This is a genomic window from Devosia sp. Root635, from assembly GCF_001427605.1.
Lineage (GTDB): Bacteria > Pseudomonadota > Alphaproteobacteria > Rhizobiales > Devosiaceae > Devosia.
Map to the genome: position 1 here is coordinate 1 of NZ_LMGZ01000012.1, position 19,892 is coordinate 19,892.

At 64.3% G+C, this 19,892-nt stretch carries 18 protein-coding genes and 1 pseudogene; 12 read left to right on the forward strand and 7 right to left on the reverse strand.

Features of this window, described 5'->3' with window-relative positions:
* The 5 genes from ASD80_RS06645 to ASD80_RS06665 form a co-directional block, all read left to right on the forward strand.
* Window positions 1–400 (forward strand): PIG-L deacetylase family protein (locus ASD80_RS06645; protein ID WP_413813365.1); only part of this gene is annotated, 400 nt, incomplete at its 5' end.
* The coding region (locus ASD80_RS06650; RefSeq protein WP_244488954.1) for a 4-carboxy-4-hydroxy-2-oxoadipate aldolase/oxaloacetate decarboxylase at window positions 400–1,069 on the forward strand (670 nt) is incomplete at its 3' end. The genes ASD80_RS06645 and ASD80_RS06650, both read left to right, overlap by 1 nt.
* Window positions 1,070–1,220: 151 nt before the next feature.
* On the forward strand, window positions 1,221–2,276 hold the full coding sequence (locus ASD80_RS06655; RefSeq protein WP_156460364.1) for a 4-oxalomesaconate tautomerase: 1,056 nt from the start codon (window positions 1,221–1,223) through the stop codon (window positions 2,274–2,276).
* 22 nt (window positions 2,277–2,298) lie between these two features.
* The gene (locus ASD80_RS06660; protein ID WP_056230620.1) at window positions 2,299–3,159 is read left to right on the forward strand and encodes a DUF1932 domain-containing protein; all 861 of its coding nucleotides are present in this window, start codon (window positions 2,299–2,301) and stop codon (window positions 3,157–3,159) included.
* Entirely contained in the window at window positions 3,156–4,328 is a 1,173-nt protein-coding gene (locus ASD80_RS06665) for a LysR family transcriptional regulator (protein WP_056230621.1), read from the forward strand. The genes ASD80_RS06660 and ASD80_RS06665 overlap by 4 nt, the downstream gene beginning before the upstream one ends.
* A gap of 103 nt (window positions 4,329–4,431) precedes the next feature.
* Here ASD80_RS06665 and ASD80_RS06670 read toward each other — a convergent pair whose 3' ends face one another.
* From ASD80_RS06670 to ASD80_RS19035, 5 genes and pseudogenes are all read right to left on the reverse strand, one after another.
* Entirely contained in the window at window positions 4,432–5,298 is an 867-nt protein-coding gene (locus ASD80_RS06670; RefSeq protein ID WP_056230626.1) for an amidohydrolase family protein, read from the reverse strand.
* A 4-nt stretch (window positions 5,299–5,302) separates the two neighbouring features.
* On the reverse strand, window positions 5,303–7,252 hold the full coding sequence (locus ASD80_RS06675; protein WP_200950253.1) for a TRAP transporter permease: 1,950 nt from the start codon (window positions 7,250–7,252) through the stop codon (window positions 5,303–5,305).
* Window positions 7,253–7,275: 23 nt separating this feature from the next.
* Entirely contained in the window at window positions 7,276–8,208 is a 933-nt protein-coding gene (locus ASD80_RS06680) for a TAXI family TRAP transporter solute-binding subunit (RefSeq protein ID WP_056230631.1), read from the reverse strand.
* Between the two features lie 39 nt (window positions 8,209–8,247).
* Complete coding sequence (locus ASD80_RS06685) at window positions 8,248–8,910, reverse strand: TetR/AcrR family transcriptional regulator (protein WP_056230633.1); 663 nt, start codon at window positions 8,908–8,910, stop codon at window positions 8,248–8,250.
* A 121-nt stretch (window positions 8,911–9,031) separates the two neighbouring features.
* Window positions 9,032–9,133 (reverse strand): annotated as a pseudogene (locus ASD80_RS19035) (FAD-binding protein); the annotation flags it as partial.
* Between the two features lie 53 nt (window positions 9,134–9,186).
* Here ASD80_RS19035 and ASD80_RS18460 point away from each other — a divergent pair.
* From ASD80_RS18460 to ASD80_RS06710, 5 genes are all read left to right on the forward strand, one after another.
* On the forward strand, window positions 9,187–9,906 hold the full coding sequence (locus tag ASD80_RS18460; protein ID WP_162247328.1) for an FCD domain-containing protein: 720 nt from the start codon (window positions 9,187–9,189) through the stop codon (window positions 9,904–9,906).
* Window positions 9,794–10,780: a TRAP transporter substrate-binding protein gene (locus tag ASD80_RS06690; protein WP_056230634.1), complete on the forward strand. Its 987-nt coding sequence runs from the start codon at window positions 9,794–9,796 to the stop codon at window positions 10,778–10,780. The genes ASD80_RS18460 and ASD80_RS06690 overlap by 113 nt, the downstream gene beginning before the upstream one ends.
* Window position 10,781: 1 nt before the next feature.
* Window positions 10,782–11,297, forward strand: coding sequence for a TRAP transporter small permease (locus ASD80_RS06695; RefSeq protein ID WP_200950255.1), 516 nt, complete (start codon window positions 10,782–10,784; stop codon window positions 11,295–11,297).
* On the forward strand, window positions 11,294–12,598 hold the full coding sequence (locus ASD80_RS06700) for a TRAP transporter large permease (protein ID WP_056230636.1): 1,305 nt from the start codon (window positions 11,294–11,296) through the stop codon (window positions 12,596–12,598). The genes ASD80_RS06695 and ASD80_RS06700 overlap by 4 nt, the downstream gene beginning before the upstream one ends.
* A gap of 322 nt (window positions 12,599–12,920) precedes the next feature.
* A complete protein-coding gene (locus ASD80_RS06710) occupies window positions 12,921–14,618 on the forward strand; it encodes a subtype B tannase (protein ID WP_082555114.1) in 1,698 nt (565 codons plus the stop codon).
* Window positions 14,619–14,769: 151 nt separating this feature from the next.
* Here ASD80_RS06710 and ASD80_RS06715 read toward each other — a convergent pair whose 3' ends face one another.
* A complete protein-coding gene (locus ASD80_RS06715; RefSeq protein ID WP_056230641.1) occupies window positions 14,770–15,390 on the reverse strand; it encodes an FMN-binding negative transcriptional regulator in 621 nt (206 codons plus the stop codon).
* A gap of 10 nt (window positions 15,391–15,400) precedes the next feature.
* Window positions 15,401–16,264 carry a DMT family transporter gene (locus ASD80_RS06720; protein WP_056230643.1) on the reverse strand — a complete coding sequence of 288 codons (864 nt, stop codon included), beginning with the start codon at window positions 16,262–16,264 and terminating at the stop codon, window positions 15,401–15,403.
* Between the two features lie 82 nt (window positions 16,265–16,346).
* On the opposite strand from ASD80_RS06720, the gene ASD80_RS06725 reads away from it, so the two are divergent.
* A complete protein-coding gene (locus ASD80_RS06725; RefSeq protein ID WP_056230645.1) occupies window positions 16,347–17,753 on the forward strand; it encodes a PLP-dependent aminotransferase family protein in 1,407 nt (468 codons plus the stop codon).
* 303 nt (window positions 17,754–18,056) lie between these two features.
* A complete protein-coding gene (locus ASD80_RS06730) occupies window positions 18,057–19,892 on the forward strand; it encodes a cyclic nucleotide-binding and patatin-like phospholipase domain-containing protein (protein WP_056230646.1) in 1,836 nt (611 codons plus the stop codon).

Below are 19,892 nucleotides of genomic sequence, written 5' to 3' on the forward strand. Positions count from 1 at the left end.
CTTCATGATGACCCATTCCAAATACGACCCCTACAATACCGACCACATGTATGTGTCGCAGTGGACGCTCGAATGCCGGGCCATCGCCCAGGCCTGGGGCCACAATCCGGGGCAGAAGATTCTCGGCGCGCCGCAGGTCTACCTGTTCGAGCCGCACCAGACCGAGCAGATGCACTGGACGCCCGACGTGTTTCTCGACATCACCGATGTCTGGGACAAGAARTGGGCCGCCATCCAGGCCATGGAAGGCCAGGAACACCTCTGGCACTACTATAAGAATGTAGCCGAGAACCGGGCCAACCATTTTACCCGCAATTCCGGCGGGCAGTCGGGTGGCCGGGCCGCCAAATATGCCGAAGGCTTCCAGTCGATCTATCCGCGCACCGTGGATGAACTGTGATGGCTGTCGTGGTCCAGAATATCGCGCGGGCCGACCAGTCGGTTATCGATCGGCTCGCTGTCTGCGGCGTTGCCACCGTGCATGAAGCGCAGGGGCGCAAGGGGCTGCTGGCCAGCCATATGCGGCCGATCTATGCCGGCGCGCGGCTGGCTGCCTCGGCAGTGACCATTTCGGCGCCGCCGGGCGACAACTGGATGGTGCATGTCGCCATCGAGCAGCTGAGGGCCGGCGACATCATGGTGTTGGCGCCGACCAGCCCCAGCGAAGACGGCTATTTCGGTGATCTCCTGGCCACTTCGGCACAGGCGCGGGGCTGCAAGGGGCTCATCATCGATGCCGGTGTGCGCGACGTGGCCGACCTGACCACGATGAAATTTCCGGTCTGGTCCAAGGCCATCTTCGCGCAGGGCACGGTCAAGGAAACCCTCGGCTCGGTCAATGTGCCGGTGGTCTGCGCCAATGAGCTGGTCAATCCCGGCGACATCATTGTCGCCGACGACGACGGCGTCTGCGTGGTGCGCCGCGAAGAGGCCGAGGCGGTGGCCGACAAGGCCGAAGCCCGCGTTGCCGCCGAGGAAGGCAAGCGCCAGCGGCTGGCTGCCGGGGAACTGGGTCTCGACATTTACCAGATGCGCGAAAAGCTCGCGGAAAAGGGCCTGAAATATGTCTNTTCGACGCGTAATCGAGGTCGAGGCGGTGGCCGAAAAGGCCGAAGCCCGCATGGCCGCCGAGGAAGGCAAGCGCCAGCGGCTGGCTGCCGGGGAACTGGGTCTCGACATTTACCAGATGCGCGAAAAGCTCGCGGAAAAGGGCCTGAAATATGTCTGACACTGGTACGCGCGTGATGTGGATGCGGGGCGGCACCTCCAAAGGGGGATACTTCCTCGCCGAGGACCTGCCCACGAATATCGCCGAACGTGACGCGCTGCTGTTGCGGATCATGGGCTCACCCGACCCCCGCCAGATCGATGGCATGGGCGGCGCCAATCCGCTGACCTCGAAGGTCGCCATCGTGAAGAAATCGGCGCGTCAAGGCGTCGATGTCGACTATCTGTTCCTGCAGGTCTTCGTCGACAAGCCCGTGGTCACCGACCAGCAGAACTGCGGCAATATCCTGGCTGGTGTCGGTCCCTTCGCCATCGAGCGGGGCCTCGTCGAGGCGCAGGACGGCACAACCGATGTCCGCATTTTCATGGAGAATACCGAGCAGATCGCGACCGCCTCGGTGGCAACGCCCGCGGGTCGGGTGACCTATGACGGCGTCGCCAGAATTGACGGCGTTCCCGGCACCTCGGCCGCCATGCCGATTGTCTTCGAAGACACGGCGGGATCGAGCTGCGGCGCCCTGCTCCCGACCGGCAATGCGGTCGACATTGTCCATGGCGTTCCCGTCACGCTCATCGACAACGGCATGCCCTGCGTCATTCTCGACGCCGCCGATTTCGGCATATCCGGGCAGGAAACGCCCGCCGAGCTGGAAGCCAATGAAACGCTGAAGGCACGGCTCGAACACATTCGCCTGACTGTCGGCCCAATGATGAATCTGGGCGACGTAGCCAAGAGCTCGGTCCCGAAGATGACCCTGGTCAGCGCCGCAGCAAATGGCGGCGCCATTTCCACCCGCAGCTTCATCCCCCACCGCTGCCACGATGCAATCGGCGTCCTCGCGGCGGTCAGCGTGGCGAGCGCCTGTCTCCTGCCCGAGGGCCCGGCCCGCAAATATGCGGTAGCCGGCGAAGGACGCGCGCGCAGCATGAGTGTGGAGCATCCCACGGGCGAATTCACCGTCATCGCCACACTCGACGAGGCGGGCGCGCTGGTCAGCGCGGGCGTGTTGCGGACGGCACGAAAACTCATGGACGGTCAGGCCTACTGACGCACACCAACGGGAGGGACGCATGGCGAGGCTCGCTTTCATCGGGTTCGGGGAGGCCGGCCAGGCCTTCGCCCAGGGGCTGCGACCCCAGCCCGGCTCCGCGCAAGCCTATGACATCGCGTTCGATACGCCAGAAGGCCAAGTCGAAGAGGCATGCGCCCACTTGGGCATACGGGCTGCCTCGAGCCCAGCCGAGGCCCTGGCAGAAGCCGATCTGGTCTTCTGCCTCGTCCCCACCGACCAATCGATAGCGGCTGCGGGAGCAGGCGCGCGACACCTTAAGCCTGGCGCAATCTGGCTCGACGGGTCTTCCAGTTCGCCCGGACGCAAGCGCGATGCGGCGGCAATTATTGATGGGCGCAGCGGCTACTATGTCGACATGGCGATCATGTCGCCCGTTCATCCTCACCTGCATCGCACGCCGGTCCTTCTCGCCGGCGGCGAGGCACACCAGACCTTGCCCCGCCTCGAAATGCTCGGCATGCATGCTCGTGTAGCCGGCGAAAGGGTCGGTGATGCCTCTGCGATCAAGATGGTGCGCTCGGTCCTGATCAAGGGCATCGAGGCCGTCACGGCCGAATGCATGCTGGCCGCGCGCAAAGCGGGCGTCGAGGGCGCCGTCCTGGCTTCGCTGGAAAGGTCGGACCCCAAGATAGACTGGGCCGCGCGCAGCACCTACAATATCGAACGGATGACCACACACGGGAAAAGGAGGGCAGCCGAGTTGCGCGAAGTCGTCGCCACGCTTGATGAACTAGGCCTGCCCAGCCGCATGGCCTCCGCAACGGCCGAGTGGGAAGACCAGTTGGGCGATCTGCAGCTGGACATTGGCGATGAAGACCTCCTGGCGCGGCTTGATCTGGTCCTGTCTCGCCTCACATGAAGCCAAATCTCCGGCACCTACGCGTCTTTTTGGCCGCCTGCGACTCCGGGTCCATCACCCAGGCCGCAAGCGCCTGCCTGGTCTCCCAACCCGCGGTCACCCAATCCATTCACAAGCTCGAGGAATTGCTCTCGTCCCGGCTTTTCGAGCGCACGTCGCATGGCCTCTACGCAACCGAGGCCGGCCGGACGCTCGCCGAGCGGGTGCGCCGAGCGCTCGACCTGCTTGACGTGGCTCTCGCAGACCTGGCGCCGCGCCTGCGTCTGACGGCCACCACGTCGCAGCTCACCGCGCTGGTGGCCGCCGTCGAAACCGAAAATTTCACCCTGGCGGCCCGCCGCCTCGGCCTCGCGCAACCCAGCGTGCACCGCGCCATCACCGACCTTGAAAAAGACGCGGGCAAGCTGCTTTTCGAGCGGACCTCTCGCGGCGTCGTCGCCACGCGCCCTGCCGCCAAGCTCGCCCAGGCGGCACAGCTGGCCTTCACTGAAATCGAACAGGCCGAGGCCGACCTGGGTGATCTTGCGGGCCGCGAAGTCGGGCGAATCGTCGTCGGCGCCATGCCCCTGTCGCGCTCCTCCATCCTGCCCGATGCCATAGCGCGCTTCCGCAAGCGCCGCGCCAGCCTGCCGGTGCGGGCTCTCGATGGCCCCTATGACGACATGATGACCGCGCTGCGCCGTGGCGAGGTGGATTTCCTCATCGGCGCCATGCGCAACCCGCCCCCGGTGGGCGACGTGGCGCAGGAGACGCTGTTCGACGACGAACTCATCGTTGTCTGCCGGCCCGGCCACCCGCTCCTCGCCCAGCCCCTGCCGGCGGCGACCGTGCTGGCCAGCTTCCCATGGGTCGTCAATATCGAGGGTACGCCGGCTCGCGGCATGTTCGACAAGGTCTTTGCCGACGCGCCGCGCCCGGCAAGCCTGGTGGAAACCGGCTCAATGGTGCTCATGCGCGAGCTGCTCATGGTGTCGGACCACCTGGGGTTCATTTCCCGCGTGCAGATCCGGTCCGACCTCCGCCATGGCATGGTCGTCCAGCTCCCATCCCGCCTCCCCGATACGTCCCGTCCCATCGGGCTGACATATCGCTCCGGCTGGGTGCCCACGCGGGCACAGAGCGAGTTCCTGGGCGATATCCGCGCCGCAACCCTCGACCTGGCCCGCTAAAGCGCGTTGCGATCTTTCAGATTCGCTCGGTGCGCTTTGGCGCTTGTTTTGCGCGTGTCTTTGTCCTGAAACCGGGACCACGTTCAGGAGACGCTTTAGCGGCCTAGAGTGTCTCGGGCCAGTAGAGCCGGGTGGGATTGTCCACCAGCAGGGCCTTGAGGCTGTCAGGCGTCGGGGCGATGATCTTGAGCAGATCGACGAGCTCACCATCGTCGGGCATGTGCACCCTGACGTTGGGATGGGGCCAGTCCGTGCCCCACAACACGCGATCCGGGAACTTATCGACCAGCAGGCGACCATATTCGGCAGCGTCGTGGAAGGGGGGGCCGGAGCGTGAAAGCCGCTCTGAACCACAGACCTTGACCCAGAACCGCTCGTCCTCCATCAGCTCCAGCAGCAACTGGAAGGCCACCTGGTCCGGGCCCGCGCTGGCGTCGATCCGGCCCATATGGTCGATGACGATGGGCAGTTGCAGTTCCCTCAGGAACGGCGCCAGTTCCTCGAGCCGGAACGCGTCGAAATGCACCACGATATGCCAGCCGAGCGGAATGATCCGCTCGACGATGGCGCGCACGTCGTCCTTGCCGGCCGCCTCACCCAGATGCGTCACGAAATTGAAGCGCACGCCGCGCACCCCGGCATCGTGCAGGCGCTGCAGTTCGGCCATGGTGACGTCGGCCGTCACCATGGCAATGCCGCGATAGTTGCCCTTGCCGGCGATCAGCGCATCGACCATGGCCGCATTGTCGGTGCCGTGGCAGCTGGCCTGAACGACCACCGAGCGGGCGATGCCGAGATGCCGGTGCAGGGCGAACAGCTTCTCCTTGGGCGCGTCTTCCGGCTGGTAGGTGCTGGTCGGGGCGAAGGGAAACACAGCGGCCGGGCCGAAGACGTGGCAATGCGCGTCGCAGGCACCCGGAGGCAGGACAAGTTCAGGCTTTTTGGGATTGGGGTGGAAAGGCAGAGCCATGAGGTCAATTGCTCGTGGGTTCTTGGGAAACAACAGCGGCTGGAACGGCGGGCGAGGAAACCACTCGGAACAGCACGGCTCCGAGGAGCAGAATGCCCAGACCGCGCGCGACCAGAGTAAGGGTGTCGGTGGCGTCCACCGGAGTCGGCCAGACAACCAGCAGTGAACCGAGCACGATCAGGGCCCGTTCGCCCCATGTGATGGTGCGACCCAGCCAGCCCGAGAAGCAGACCGTCATTGCTGAAATGGCGATGCCAGCCAGCACGATGGCCAGGGTGATCTGCACGCCATTGCCGATCATCAGGATGCCCGGCATGGTCACGAACAGGAACGGGATCAGCAGCTTGACGAAGCCCAGGCGGATGGATTCGACCGCCGTCTCATTGGCATCGGCGCCCGAAATGCTGGCAGCTGCATAGGCAGCCAGGGCCACCGGCGGGGTAATGGCCGAGACCAGGCCGTAGTAGAAGATGAACATATGCGACGAGATGGCGGGCATGCCCAGCCGCGTCAGCGCAGGGGCAACCAGCACGGCCAACAGCAGGTAGGCCGCCGAAGTCGGCAGGCCCATGCCCAGAACGAACGAGGCGAGCGCCGTCAGCAGCAGGATGGCCCAGACATTCCCCGCCCCCAGTTCGACGATGAGGCTCGACAGCATCAGGCCAACGCCGGTGAGATTGAGCACGCCGATGACCACCCCGGCGGCGGCGACCGCCGCCACGATGGGCATGACCGATGCGAGCGTATCGCGGCACACCTGGACAAGGTCGATCAGGCTGGGACGCGTCTCCTTGCGGAAGGGGCTGATGACCAGGGCCAGAGCAATGCAGTAGACCGCGGCGCGGGTCGGCGTCGTGCCCATGAACAGCAGGGCAATCATGCCGATGAGCGGCAGCAGCAGATAGCCGCGGGTCTTGAGCGTCTGCCCCAGGAAGGCGAGACCACCCGCCACGTCGCGCTCGAGATTGAGCCGTCCCGCTTCGAGGCGGATGGCGATCATCAGCGCCCCGACATAGAGCAGGCCCGGCACAAGCGCGGCCAGGGCAATCTGCGAATAGGGAACGCCGACGATTTCGGCCATGAGGAAAGCGGCAGCGCCCATGACCGGCGGCAGGATCTGCCCCGCCGACGAGGCCGCGGCCTCGATGGCGCCCGCCGTCTTGGCCGAATAGCCGACGCGTTTCATCAGCGGAATGGTGAACGTGCCCGTGGTCACGACATTGGCGACAGCACTGCCGTTGATGGTGCCGAAGAGCGTGCTCGAAAGAGCTGCGGAAAGGCCCGGGCCGCCCTGGATGCGGCCGGTCAGGCCGCGAGCGACATCGACGAAGACCTCACCGGTCCCCGTCTTCATCAGCAGGGTGCCGAACAGGGTGAACAGGAAGATATATTCGACCGCCACGCCCATCGGCACACCGAAAAAGCCTTCGGTTGACAGGAACAGGGTCGAGCTCAGGCGCGCCAGGTCATAGCCGCCATGGCCATACTTGCCGGGGATGAGGTAGCCGAACCAGGCATAGAGCAGCGCGAAGCTGGCAATGAGCAGCAGCGCCCAGCCCAGATGCTTGCGCACCAGCGTAAATGTCACCACGCAGAGGGCAACGAACATCACATTGTCGAGCGGATTGGACATGGCCCCGCGCGTGATGATGTCGAGATAGGAATGCCAGAGATAGGGTCCGGGCACGATGGCGACGACCGCCAGCGCATAGCAGACCATGCGGCCCGGTGCGGAGCGGGCCGACAGGCCAATGGCCAGCAGGCCCGCCGCTGACACCAGCGAATAGAACATGGAGCGGAGCAGCAGCGCCGTGATGCCGCCGTAGAAGGCCCCGTAGATCACGAGGACGGTGGTGGCGACCGCCAGCAGGGCGTAGAGGAGCGACACGGTGGTCGCTCCTCGGCCCGAGCCGGTCTGATGACGCAAGGCGAGCTTGTCGTGTGCTTCAGACATCAGGGACATTGCTTGGTCCGCCCTTACTGGGCCGCCTCATCAAAGTAGCGCTGCGCGCCGGGATGCAGCGGGATGGGCGTATTGGTGGCGGTGGGAATGGCAATCTCGGCCGCCTGCGGGTGGATCGTGGCGAGTTCGGCCAGGTTGTCGAAAATGGCCTTGGTGATGCCGTATACCGTTTCCTCGGGGGCCGAGGTGACAGTGAAGATCGTCGCAGGATCGTTAATGGCCAATACGGCCTCGTCCTGGCCGGCATAGGTCCCCGCCGGGATTTCGTAGTACTGGTAGAATGGGTACTGGGCGATCATCGGCGCCGCCGCGTCGGCATCGATCGGAATGAGATGCAGGTCACGCTGTGCACCCAGGTCGATGAGCGCGGCGGTCGGGGCGCCGGCCAGCACAACGGTAGCGTCGAGCGTGCCGTTCATCAGGGCGGCAGTGCCTTCATTGTAGGAAATGAACTGCACATTGGACGGATCGAACACGCCATGGGCCTCAAGCAGTCGCTGGCCCAGAACGGCCGAATTTGAACCGGGGGGGCCGAGATTGATCCGCTTGCCGGCAAGGTCGGCCATGGTCACGATGCCGGTATCGGCAGTTGTCGCGATCTGGAGCACGGCCGGATAGAGATAGGCCATGGCGGAAACCGGCAATGCGGCGTCGAACGGGCCTTCGCCAACACTGGCTTCATAAAGGGTCGAGCTGGACGAGAAGCCGAAGGTCATCTGCCCCTCGGCGACGCGGCGGATGTTTTCCACCGAGGCGCCCGTCACTTCGGCGCGGGCAGAGGCGTTGGGCAGGTGCTTGTTGAGCATGTCGGCCATGCCAGCGCCGATGATGTAGAACAGGCCGCCGGTGCCGCCAGTACCGATGGAGATACGCTCCTGCGCGGCTACAGGCGTCATGGCCAGGCTCAAGGCCATGCCGGCGCCGATGATGAGTTTCGAAAGTTTCACTGGTTTCCTCCCTAATGTGAAGTCTTGTGTGGTTGGTGTTCAGGCCGGCTGAGGCTGCTTCGCTTCCATTCCGGCGGACAGGTCGCGGAAGCTGGCAAAGCTCGCCGCGACGATCTGCACGACCGCCTGATCGCGGTCGTTCCCGTCGACGGCGCCGCCGGACAGGCGGGTGACGCGTTCGGGATTGATAAGGGCGTAGTAGAGAGCGCCCAGCAGGAACTGGCTCCGCCAGACCAGGTCGGCCTTGCTGGCACCGGGCAGGCAGCCGGCAATGGCGTCCATGAAAGCGTGGCTCGTGCTGTCGAAGGCGCCGGCGATGATCTCGCGGGCATCTGCATTGCCTTCGGCGGACAGCACGGCGCGCATGCGGGTAAACTCCGCGCCACCGCCGTCATGGTCCGAAGAAGACGAAAATGCCGGAATGACATAGGCCCGCAGAATGGCCATGAGCCGCTCTTCCGGATCGATCAGCCGCTTGGCCTCCCCAAGCAGTTCCATGCGTCGGCTGTTCATGGGCTCAGTGTGGCGCTGGTAGATTTCGCGCAGCAACACCGCCTTGGAGCCGAAGTGATAGGTGAGACTCCCGACATTGGCATCGGCCGCCTTGGCGATCTCGCGCAGCGACACGGCATTGTAGCCGTTCGAGGAAAACAGCTTCACCGCCGCAATGAGCAGCGCTTCGCGTACGTTCGCCCTGGTCATGTCCTCATCCAAATCTTGTACGAGCGCCCTTCTGTCTTGTACAAGTGTACAAATTGAATTCTAGAGTCAACAGGTTTTGTCGACGCGGTGGAAAGAGCCTCCAATGGGCCAGGTCCTCGCCGGCCTTTTCGATCACCAGCACAGACCGCCCCGCGCTCCGCGCCGCGATGGCCGCGCACAACGCCGCATTGCCGGACCCGACCGCCAGAACATCAACCGCCATTCATTTCTCCGGGGCCGCCCCGGACAGTTGCGAGTATGGGGAATTGCCGCCGCATGAGTTCGGGGACCACACGCGGGCACGATGCCTATCGCTCCATCGTCGAAGCCACGCGCCGTGGCCTCTATAAGCCGGGGGACGCCCTGCGCGAGGAGGAGGTCGCCGAGCTGGAGGGCATCGTGGCGCGCTTTGCTGCCCACCACGCCACAGAGGCCGAGATCATGCACCTGCGACAGCTAAACCATGCTTTTCGGAATGCCGGAACGGCCGCCGCCGCTTACGAGCACAACCGCAGCTTTCATACCCAGCTCTACGACGCCTGCCGTAGCCGTTATCTGCGTCAGACCGTCGAGGACCTGCAGGACACGATTGCCATTCTCCCTGAAACGACTTCAAGGATGGTCCAATGGCCCAGCAACTGGCCATGGATCATATCAGGGCGTCGCCCGCCGTCCGCCTTGAACTCATTCGTGAGCAGAAACAAGGTGATACTGACACCAGGAGAGCCCTCTGACCGGCATGTCCTGAACTGTCGCAAACTAGCCAATACTTATGCCGACGCCGCTGAATCGAATTGTTTCGGTTCAGGCGGCCGGATGATCATACCCTCCGCTCCGGAACGCGGCAAAACTGGCCACGCCGGGAGCCCAGGGAGAAGACCAGATGAAAATTCGCAAGCTGGCCGCATCGGCGGTACTGGCATTCATGGCTGCAGGTTCGGCCGGCGCAGCAGAACTCAACTTCGCCAATTTCATGGCCCCGACCAATCCTTATGAAGCCGGCGCCTTCCAACCCTTCGCGGCCATGGTCGCGGAAATGACCGGCGGCGAAGTCACCGTCCGCGTGCGGTCCGGCGGTGAGCTCGGTGCCGGTCCGGTGGAACAGTATAATCGTGCGCTCGACGGCGTGGCGGACCTCGCAATCGGTTTGCCGGGCTATACTGCCTCCACTTTCCCGATCACGCTGCTCTCCGAGTTGCCCGGTGTGCTCACCGAAGACACCGGCACTGAGACGCTCTGGAACAATATTGATCTGTTCGCCGACGAATACCGCCGCGTCGAGCTGATCGGCCTCTGGAGCAACGCCGAGAACGTGCTCTATATGCGCGGCGATGCAGTGCGGACGCCGGCCGATATAGCCGGCAAGAAAATCCGCGTACCCTCGCGCAATGCGGGCCTGATCGTTGAGAGCTGGGGCGGATCGCCCGTCTCCATGCCGGTCTCGGAAATCTACAATGCCCTGCAGACCGGCGTCATCGACGGCGCCATGATCGACGGCACCGCGACCGATGCCTTCAAGCTCGGCGAAGTTGCCGACTCCCTCACCTTTGGCATGAATACGACGATCTCGCCCTTCTTCATCGTCATGAACCGCGACAGCTTCGATGCTCTGACCCCGGAGCAGCAGACGGCCATCAAGGAAGCCGGCAGGCAGGCCTCGCGCCTCGCCAACACGACGCAGATCGATGCCGGCCGTGCCGGCATCATCGGCTTCGGCAATCTCGAGGGCAAGGAACTGATCGAGCTGACCGCCGATGAGGCCAAGGCCTTCGACGACCTTTCGGCCTCGGTACTGGCACAGGTCGTGGACGAGTCAACTGCCGCAGGACTTCCCGCGCAGGACGTCATCGACGCCCTGATGGCGCAGTGACGTGAGCGCTCCTGCAAGTCAGAATGCCGGGTGGCTGGTCCAGTTGGACCGGGCCACCCGGCTGGTGGCCGGAGCGGCAGGACTTCTGCTTTTGCTCCTGGTCACCCTCGTCAGCGTGGCGGTCATCGCCCGCTATGTGTTTGCCCGCCCCATAGTGGGCGTTAACGAGATCATCCAGATGGTCTCGATCGCCGTGGTGATGCTGGCCTTGCCGTGGTGCACGTCACAGGGCGCTCATGTTCGCGCCGACGTCTTCGACGAAGCCATCGGCCGCTATGGCCGGTTCATCGGCGATGTGGTCTCGCGCCTGCTCTCGGCCAGTGTACTGGCGGTGCTTTGCCAGCGCGCCTGGCTCAAGCTGCTCGACACGCTCGAATATGGCGACAAAACCAACATGCTGGGCCTGCCCGTATGGCCGCTCTATGGCCTTCTGGCCCTGGGCGTCGCGCTCTGCATTCCCATTCTTCTCGCGCAGGCGGCGGCTCTCGCCGTCGACTTCAGGAAAACATCGAAGTGAGCGGTCTCCTTATCGGCCTGGTCGGCATCGCCGCGCTTTTCGGCCTCCTCATCCTGCGCACGCCCGTCGCTTTTGCCATGTTGATTGTCGGCTTTGTCGGCACCTGGCTGGTCCGTGGCTTCGGTCCGGCCGGCGGCGTGCTCATCACCGAAACCTTTTCAACCGTCGCCAATGACTCGCTGATCGTCGTGCCCATGTTCATCCTGCTGGGCAATGTTGCTTCGGCCGCCGGCTTCAGCCGCGGACTTTATGACGCGGCGAACGCCTGGGTCGGACGCATGCGCGGCGGACTGGCCTCCGCCTCGGTTCTGGGCTGCGCCGCTTTCTCGGCCGTCAGCGGCTCCTCGGTGGCGACAGCAGTCACCATCGGCAAGGTAGCGCTCCCCGAAATGCGGCGCCTAGGCTACTCTTCAGGCCTGGCCACCGGTGCGGTGGCTGCGGGCGGCACTTTGGGCTTTCTCATCCCGCCATCCACCGGCTTCGTGCTCTACGCCATCCTCACCGAGGAATCGATCGGCCGCCTGTTCATGGCCGGCATTCTGCCCGGGCTGATGCTGACCCTGCTTTTCATGCTGACTGTATGGCTCGTCACCCTGGCAGACCCCAAGGCAGGCCCCAAGGGCGAGAAGCTCACCCTGCGCGAAAAGCTCGCGGCCACCGTACCGTCGGCGCCGCTCATCGCTGTCATCCTTCTCTCCATCGGCGGCATCTATGCCGGCGTCTTCACGCCGGTCGAAGCCTCGGCAGTGGGCGCTGCCCTCGTCATTATCCTCGCCTTTGCCCGCCGGGCGATTGGCTGGAAGCAGCTCTGGGAAGCCGTCACCGAGACCGTAAAAACCTCTGCCATGCTCTACATGATCATGGTGGGTGCCAATGTGCTCAACCCCTTCCTGGCGCTGACCGATATCCCAACCATGCTGGGCGAAACGCTGACCGGGCTGGGCCTTGGCGCTTATGGCACGCTGGCCCTAATTCTGCTCACATACGTGATCCTGGGCATGTTCCTCGACGGCCTTGCCATGCTGGTGCTCACTGTGCCGATGTTCTTTCCCATCGTGACCGGCCTCGGCTTTGACCCAATCTGGTTCGGCGTCGTTGTCGTTATCGTCATCGAGATGGGCATGATCACGCCGCCGGTCGGGCTCAATGTCTTCGTTGTGAAATCCGTCGCCGACGACGTTCCCATGGCCACGATCTTCAAGGGGGTCACGCCGTTCCTGATTGCCATGCTGCTGGGGCTGCTGCTCATTATTGCCATGCCACAGATCGCGCTGCTCCTGCCCAATTCCATGTATGGCTGAGCGGGAGCATCCCAACGAGCGTTGTTGCCACCCTCGACTCGGTGGGCAGCAAAAACCTGTTGCCAGGGCGATCGCGACAAGGTCCAGGCGATGGTCGGTTCCTGATCGACCATCCCAGCGGATGCGTGTTGGTGTTCCGCGACCCCGACGATGCTAGGGACGTGCGCGGCGCCGACACGTCCGCGGGAATGGTCTTCGACGGCCTGATACTTACCAGGGAGAGACGGCATCCCAATAGGCATAGTTTATGAGACGGTGGGCAAACCGAATTGTCCCGCCGCCGACAACAACCCTATCGTCCTCCCATAACAGGGAGGACCTCATGACTAACCTCATCCGGCGCAATACCGTCGTCCGAGCCACATTCATCAGCGCGATTGCAGCAGCCATGCTCACGACAACTTCCATACCGGCGACGGCGGCCGGGGCATTCGACGACGCCCTGCGCTTCGACGCTGGCGCTTTTGATACGCTCACCGTTGACCTCGACGGCCAAGCGGTGGAGGTGCGGCGCTATGAAGTCGTCTATGTCGGCAAGCCCATCGAGATGGACGCAATCCAGCCCTCCCGCGGCGTGCCTCCGAATGGCGCTCCCGACAATGGCGAAGGCCGACCGCTCGAAGACCCGCTCGCCTTCCACAAGATGATCGTCTACGTCCCGACGACGTCGGTCGACAATGCCGACAACGCCATCATTCTGCACGTCAATAATAGTGGCTGGTTCTCGAGCCCGGTGGCCGACCGCATCGAAGAGGGCGGGTCCTACTCCAGCACGAGTGACACTGACCCGATCGGCGCCGCCCTCCGCGCCGGCTACGTCATCGTCAGCGCAGGCACCCGCAGCCGGAGTGCATTGGCCGCCGATGGCACTTTTGCCGGCAAGGCACCGGCGCCTGTCGTCGACGCCAAGGCCATCGTTCGCTACCTCCGGTTGAACGACGATGTGATTCCCGGCTCCGCAGAACGCATCGTCATCTCCGGAACCAGTGGTGGCGGCGCGCTGTCTGCTGCCGTCGCTGCCAGCGGCAATGACGCCGACTACTATCCCTATCTGGCCGAGATCGGCGCCGCCGGCATCGATGCCGAGGGCAACAGTTCGCTGGCCGACGATGTCTTTGCGACCATCGCCTATTGCCCGATCACCGATCTGGGCCACGCCGACATTGCCTACGAATGGCAATTCGCTGGAATCCGCACGGCCCAGAACACTATCGCCAATGACTATACCGAGCTTGCGCAGGAAGCCTCGAAGACACTGGCCGACGCCTATCCTGCCTATCTGGAAAGCCTGAGCCTCAAGACCGAGGACGGCAGCCCTCTGACGTCCGAGACGATGCAGCAGGCTATCCTTGCGGCCGTGCGCCGAGAGACCGAGGACGCCATTGCCAGGGGCGTGGCCATTCCGGCCATCGGCGAGGATTTTGAGCTGCCCAACCGGGACCAGACCATGGCGGTCGTCAATGACTGGCTCACCGTCGAAAATGGGGCCATTGTCGACATCGACTATGAGAAATACCTGGGGTTCGTGACGCGAGCTGCCGCGCTCAAGATCGTCCCCGCCTTCGATGCCACGGCCAATACCGACCATGAAGGCCTGCGCGGCGAGAACTCGCTATTCGGCGGCCCCGATGTGCCCTATGCCAATTTCACGGATTACAGCTGGAACAATAACCAGGTCCAGGGTGACGGCGCCGGTCCGGATGACACCGGCCTGCAATGGGCTGACTATGTCGCCCAGGACGACGCCCTCGTTGCCGAGCAGCTGCGGCTGATCGATCCAATGTCACACCTCGGTACGGAGTCGGATGCGGCCCCATACTGGTACCTGCGGCACGGCATGATCGATCGCGACACCTCGTTTGCCGTCGAACTCGGCCTGTATTACGCCGTCCTGAATGACGAGACGGTGGAAGACGCAAACTTCAGGCTGACCTGGATGCGGCCCCACAGCGGCAATTACGACGTCCAGGAAGCCTATGCGTGGCTCGCGAGCAAGCTCGCAGAAGCCGGCAACCCCTAGGCGGCACATTGGTCAGATCGGTCGGCTCCCTGAGCCGGCCGACGCATCCCACCGTGGTTCGCAGACAGTCCGCAAGCGACCCCGTTGCAGCCATTTGACGTGAATTCCCAGAGCCCACAGGCGGCCATACTGGCCACCGCGCAGGTGGATCTCAGCGGATCAGTTTCGCCACGGCCCGGTCACCCGCATCGGGGCTTGCGGCCAGCCCGTTCGCCACACCCTGGCGATCGACCTCACTGCGGTTCTGGCTCATCTTCACTTTGCCTTCGATGCGGCTGATCTTCAGCCTCAGGCCGACGATACCCCTGAGCTGCGCCGCGATGAACGGCTCCGGCGCATCGTCCACTCCCCATGGATCGGCGCGGGGCGTCTCATGAAGCTGGGTCAACCGCGACACGGCATCATGCAGCCGCGCTTCGTCCATGAAGAATTCCACCGCGCCATAGGCGTGCACCGCGACATAATTCCAGGTCGGCACGACTTTGCCGTGCTCGCGCTTTGACTCGTACCAGCTAGGCGTCACGTAGGCGTCGGGCCCATTGAAGATGGCCATGGCCTCGCCAATCACCGGTGTTGACCACTGCTGGTTGGCCTTGGCGAGGTGGCCATAGAGCACGCCATGCTCGCCCTCGGTTTCGTCAAGGATCAGCGGCAACGGCGTGGCCATGATCCCATTGGGCGTCGCCGTCGCCAGCGTCGACAGCCGCGCCGCACGCATCAGGCGACGGAGTTCAACGGGATCGTCCTCGCGGAATGCCGGTGGCGAATACATCTACCCCTCCCTATTTGCCGAATTTTCGTGCGCCGGCGACGCAGACGATCACCGCGATCGTCACCAGCAGCATGGCTGGCGTCACCGGTTCGTGCAGCAGGCCCCAGGCCAAAGCCAGGCCGAAAAACGGCTGCAGCAATTGCAATTGGCCAACAGCGGCAATGCCGCCCTGCGCCAGGCCGCGGTACCAGAACACGAAGCCGATCAGCATGCTGAACAGCGAGACATAGGCGAGGCTCAGCCATGCTGGCGCCGCAATGCCAGAAAGGGTTGGCGGCCAATAGAGAACCGTGAGAAGCCCCATGACCGGCAGGGACAGCACCAGCGCCCAGGAGATCACCTGCCAGCCGCCGAGCGTTCGGGACAATTTTGCGCCTTCGGCATAGCCCAGCCCGCAGACCACGATGGCAGCCAGCATCAGCGTATCGCCCAGCGGCGACGCGGCCAAACCCTGGGACATGGCAAAGCCTGCCACCAGCAGGCTGCCGAGGATGGAAAAAATCCAGAAGGCCGGCTTTGGCCGCTCACCGCCCCGCACCACGCCAAAAATGGCTGTCGACAGGGGCAGCAGGCCAATGAAGACGATCGAATGGGCCGAAGTGATGTGCTGCAGCGCCAGGGCGGTCAGCAGCGGGAAACCGAGCACCACACCGAGCGCCACGATAACCAGCGACAGCAGATCCTGCCGACCCGGGCGACGTTCCCGGAAGATCAGCAGCAAACCAAGACCCAATATGCCGGCAATGGCGGCGCGGACAACGGTGAGGAAGACGGGATCGAATGCCTGGACGGCGACCCGCGTGGCCGGCAGCGAGCCGCTAAAGATGATGACCCCGATCAATCCATTGATCCAGCCGCTCGTCGATCGGTCCATTTCACACTCCATTGCCCACTGGATATGCGCGAAGTCGGTTGCCGCGCCCAGCTACAGTCCGGTACGATTGTGCCAAACTGTTATGGTATATGGAGCAGTACGGATGGATGTGTCGCGCATTGCCATGGTCATGGCGACGATCCAGCAGCGCATCGCAGGCCGCAGCCTGACCGTCGGGGCCAGGCTCCCTTCGGTGCGCAGCCTCGCCAAAACCCTCGCGGTTTCGGTGTCGACTGTGGTCGAGGCCTATGCGCGGCTGGCGGCCGAAGGCGTGATCCAGTCCCGGCCTGGCTCCGGCTTCTACGTCGCCGCGCATACGGCGCCGCTGGCTCTGTCCGAGGTCGGACCAAAGCTCGATCGGGCGGTCGATCCCTTCTGGGTGTCCCGGCAGTCGCTGGAAGCCAATGACAGTGCGCTGAAGCCGGGCTGCGGCTGGTTGCCGCCGTCGTGGCTGCCGGAGGACGCTATCCGCCGATCGCTGCGAACCCTGTCGCGCGCCGACAGCTTTTCGCTGTCGGAGTATGGCACGCCGCTCGGCCTGCCGGCACTGCGCCAGCTGATCGCGCGCCGCCTTGCTGAGCGTGGCGTCGAGGCTGCCCCAGACCAGATCATGCTGACCGAAAGCGGCACCCAGGCCATCGACCTGCTCTGCCGCTTCCTGCTCGAGCCGGGCGATACGGTGCTGCTTGACGATCCCTGCTATTTCAATTTCCAGGCACTGCTGCGCGCCCATCGTGCTCGTCTCATCAGCGTGCCCTATACGCCCCACGGGCCGGACACAACGGCGCTGGCAGCCGTGTTGGCCGAGCACAAGCCGCGCCTCTACATCACGAATTCCGGCATTCACAACCCCACCGGTGCGACGCTGTCGCCGGTGGTGGCGCATCGTGTGCTCAAACTGGCCGATCAGCATGGATTGACCATCGTCGAGGACGACATCTTCGCCGACTTCGAGGACAGCCCGGCTCCTCGCCTGGCCGCTTTTGACGGTCTCGATCGGGTCATCCAGATCGGCAGCTTTTCCAAAACGCTGTCCGCAGCCTCACGTTGTGGCTTCGTCGCTGCCAAACCCGATTGGATCGAGGGCCTCACCGATCTCAAGATTGCGACGAGTTTTGGTGGGGGCCGGCTCAATGCCGAACTGGCGCTGAACGTGTTGAGCGACAGCAGCTATCGCAAGCATCTCGAAGGCCTGCGCAGAAAATTGGCCAGGGCCCGACACGACGTCGGTCGCAAATTGCGCGCTTTGGGCATCGAACCCTGGATCGAACCCCAGGCCGGCATGTTCCTGTGGTGCAAGCTCCCCGATGGCCTCGATGCCGCCGATGTGTCGCGGACGGCCCTCGCCCACAATGTCGTCCTGGCACCGGGAAACGCCTTCAGCCTGGCCCAGAGCGCATCCAGCCAACTTCGATTCAACGTGTCGCAATCCGACGATGATCGCATTTTCGCGGTGCTGCAAACCGCAGCAATGCTGCGAACCTGGTGACCCGCATACGCCAGGCAAGAGCACTTGCGCCACCTCTGCCATTGCCCATGGCTCCGCATGTGCTGAGGGATGGATCACCCGGACGAGCCGGGTGATGACGATGGAGGGGAGGGTCTTGTGCGCGGCCTCGACGCCGGCACGACCTCGTCAGCGAGAAGGGACGCCGCCGAAGCAGGCGCGGCGGAGGGGCATTTTGCCCGCCATACCATGTTCATAGTATTCTTCCGGCGACCTCCGCGCGCATAGGGTCCGCCCGCCACGGGCCGGCGATGCCGGTTCGGCACGAGCGCAAGGGGACAGAATATGGACGGCACGGGCCTGCTGCAGACACTGACTGCAGCCCAGAGGGAATTGCTCATGGCGCATGCGCATAGGCGCATGCCGAGGCGGGGCGATGTGCTGCTGCGGGCGGGAGAGCCGAGCCATGTCTTCTTCATCGTGCTGCGCGGGGTATTGGCCGCGTCGGGCAATGGCGAGCTGACGGTCTATCGCGAAGTCGGGACCGGGCAAGCGGTGGGGGAACTCGCCTTTTTCTGCCACGGCGACCAGAGCGAGACGGTCACGGCCCTGCGCGATTGCGAGGTGCTGGAAATCTCCCACCTGGCCTATGCACATGCGCTGGAGGCCGATCCGGGGCTGGCCGCCGCCTTTCTTGGGCTCGTGGCCGCGAAGCTGCATCGCAAGGATGGGCGCCGCGAGCGCCGGCCGGGTGGGCAGCGGCGCGCCATCGCCTTTGTCAGGGGTGGGCACGAGCCGGTGCCGCCGGCCTTTTTCGAGCGACTGCGCCTTCGCCTGAGGCGCGAGGGCCTTGTGACGCTCGACCGGGCCGTGATCGCCGACCGGTTCGGCGGACGAAGCCTGGGCGATCCGGCCGTCACCGAATGGCTCGACCGCATCGAGCAGGAGGACGCGCCGGTGTTTTATTTCGGCGATGACGGGCTGAGCGACTGGACCGAATTTTGCCTCCGACAGGCCGACGAAGTGGTCATGGTCACCAGTGGCGACGCGCCCAAGGCGGAGTTGTCTTCCGTCGAAAGGCTGGTGGAGAAGCTGCATCCGCAATCGGCTTGCCGGCTGGTCCGCCTGCATCGGCGCCGCGCCGGCATTGTCGAGGGCACGGCCGCCTGGCTGGCGCGGACGCCGGTTTTCCTGCACCACCATGTCTCGCTGCAGGACAATGCCGATGTGGATGCGCTGATCCGGTTCTTGACCGGAAAGGCGGTGGGCTTCGTCGCTGGCGGAGGCGGCGGCTTCGGTCCGGCGCATGTGGGCGTCTATCGCGCCTTTCGCGAGCAGGGCGCGACATTCGATGCCTTCATGGGCACCAGCGTCGGGGCGGCCATGCTGGCCGGCTTCGCATTCCTGGGGGAACACGACACGCTGACAGCCGGCACCGAGGACATCTTCGTCAAGAGCCGCAGCTTCAAGCGGCTGACCTGGCCGCGCTATGCCTTGCTGGACCACAAGGCGTTCGATGACGCGCTGGCGCGCGTCTATGGGCCCGAAACGCGGGTGGAGGATTGCTGGAAGCCGTTTTTCGCCATCGCCACCAACCTGTCGGACAATCGCATGGAGGTGATCCGCTCGGGCCTGCTGTGGCAGGCGGTGCGCGCATCGAGCGCCATTCCCTGCGTGCTGCCGCCTTTCTATACGGCGGACGGCAAAATGCTGGTCGATGGCGGCGTCATGGATGACGCGCCACTCGGGCCCATGCAGCAGATCAAGGCCGGCCCCAACCTGGTGGTGCATTTCGGACGCAATGGCGGCCAGCGTTTCAATGTGTCCTATGCGAACCTGCCCGGTCGCGGCAAGCTGCTGGCAGCGCTGCTCAATCCGCGCCGGCGGCTGCCGCGGGCGCCGCGCCTGCTGAGCATATTGTTCCGCACCATGCTGGCGCATCAGCGCTACGACTTGCCGGTGACGCCACAGGACCTGGTGCTGACCCCGCCGGCCTTTGCCGGCGCCAATGTGATGAACTTCGACCGACATATGGAGGTGTTCGAGGCGGCCCATGCCTGGGCACAGCGGGAAATCGAGACCCGGCTGGGCAATAATGACGTGGCCACGGACGCGATCTTTCGTCGTGTCGCGGCGGACCAGGCTCCGGAGCAGGCTCCCCCGATGCAGGCGGTGGCATAG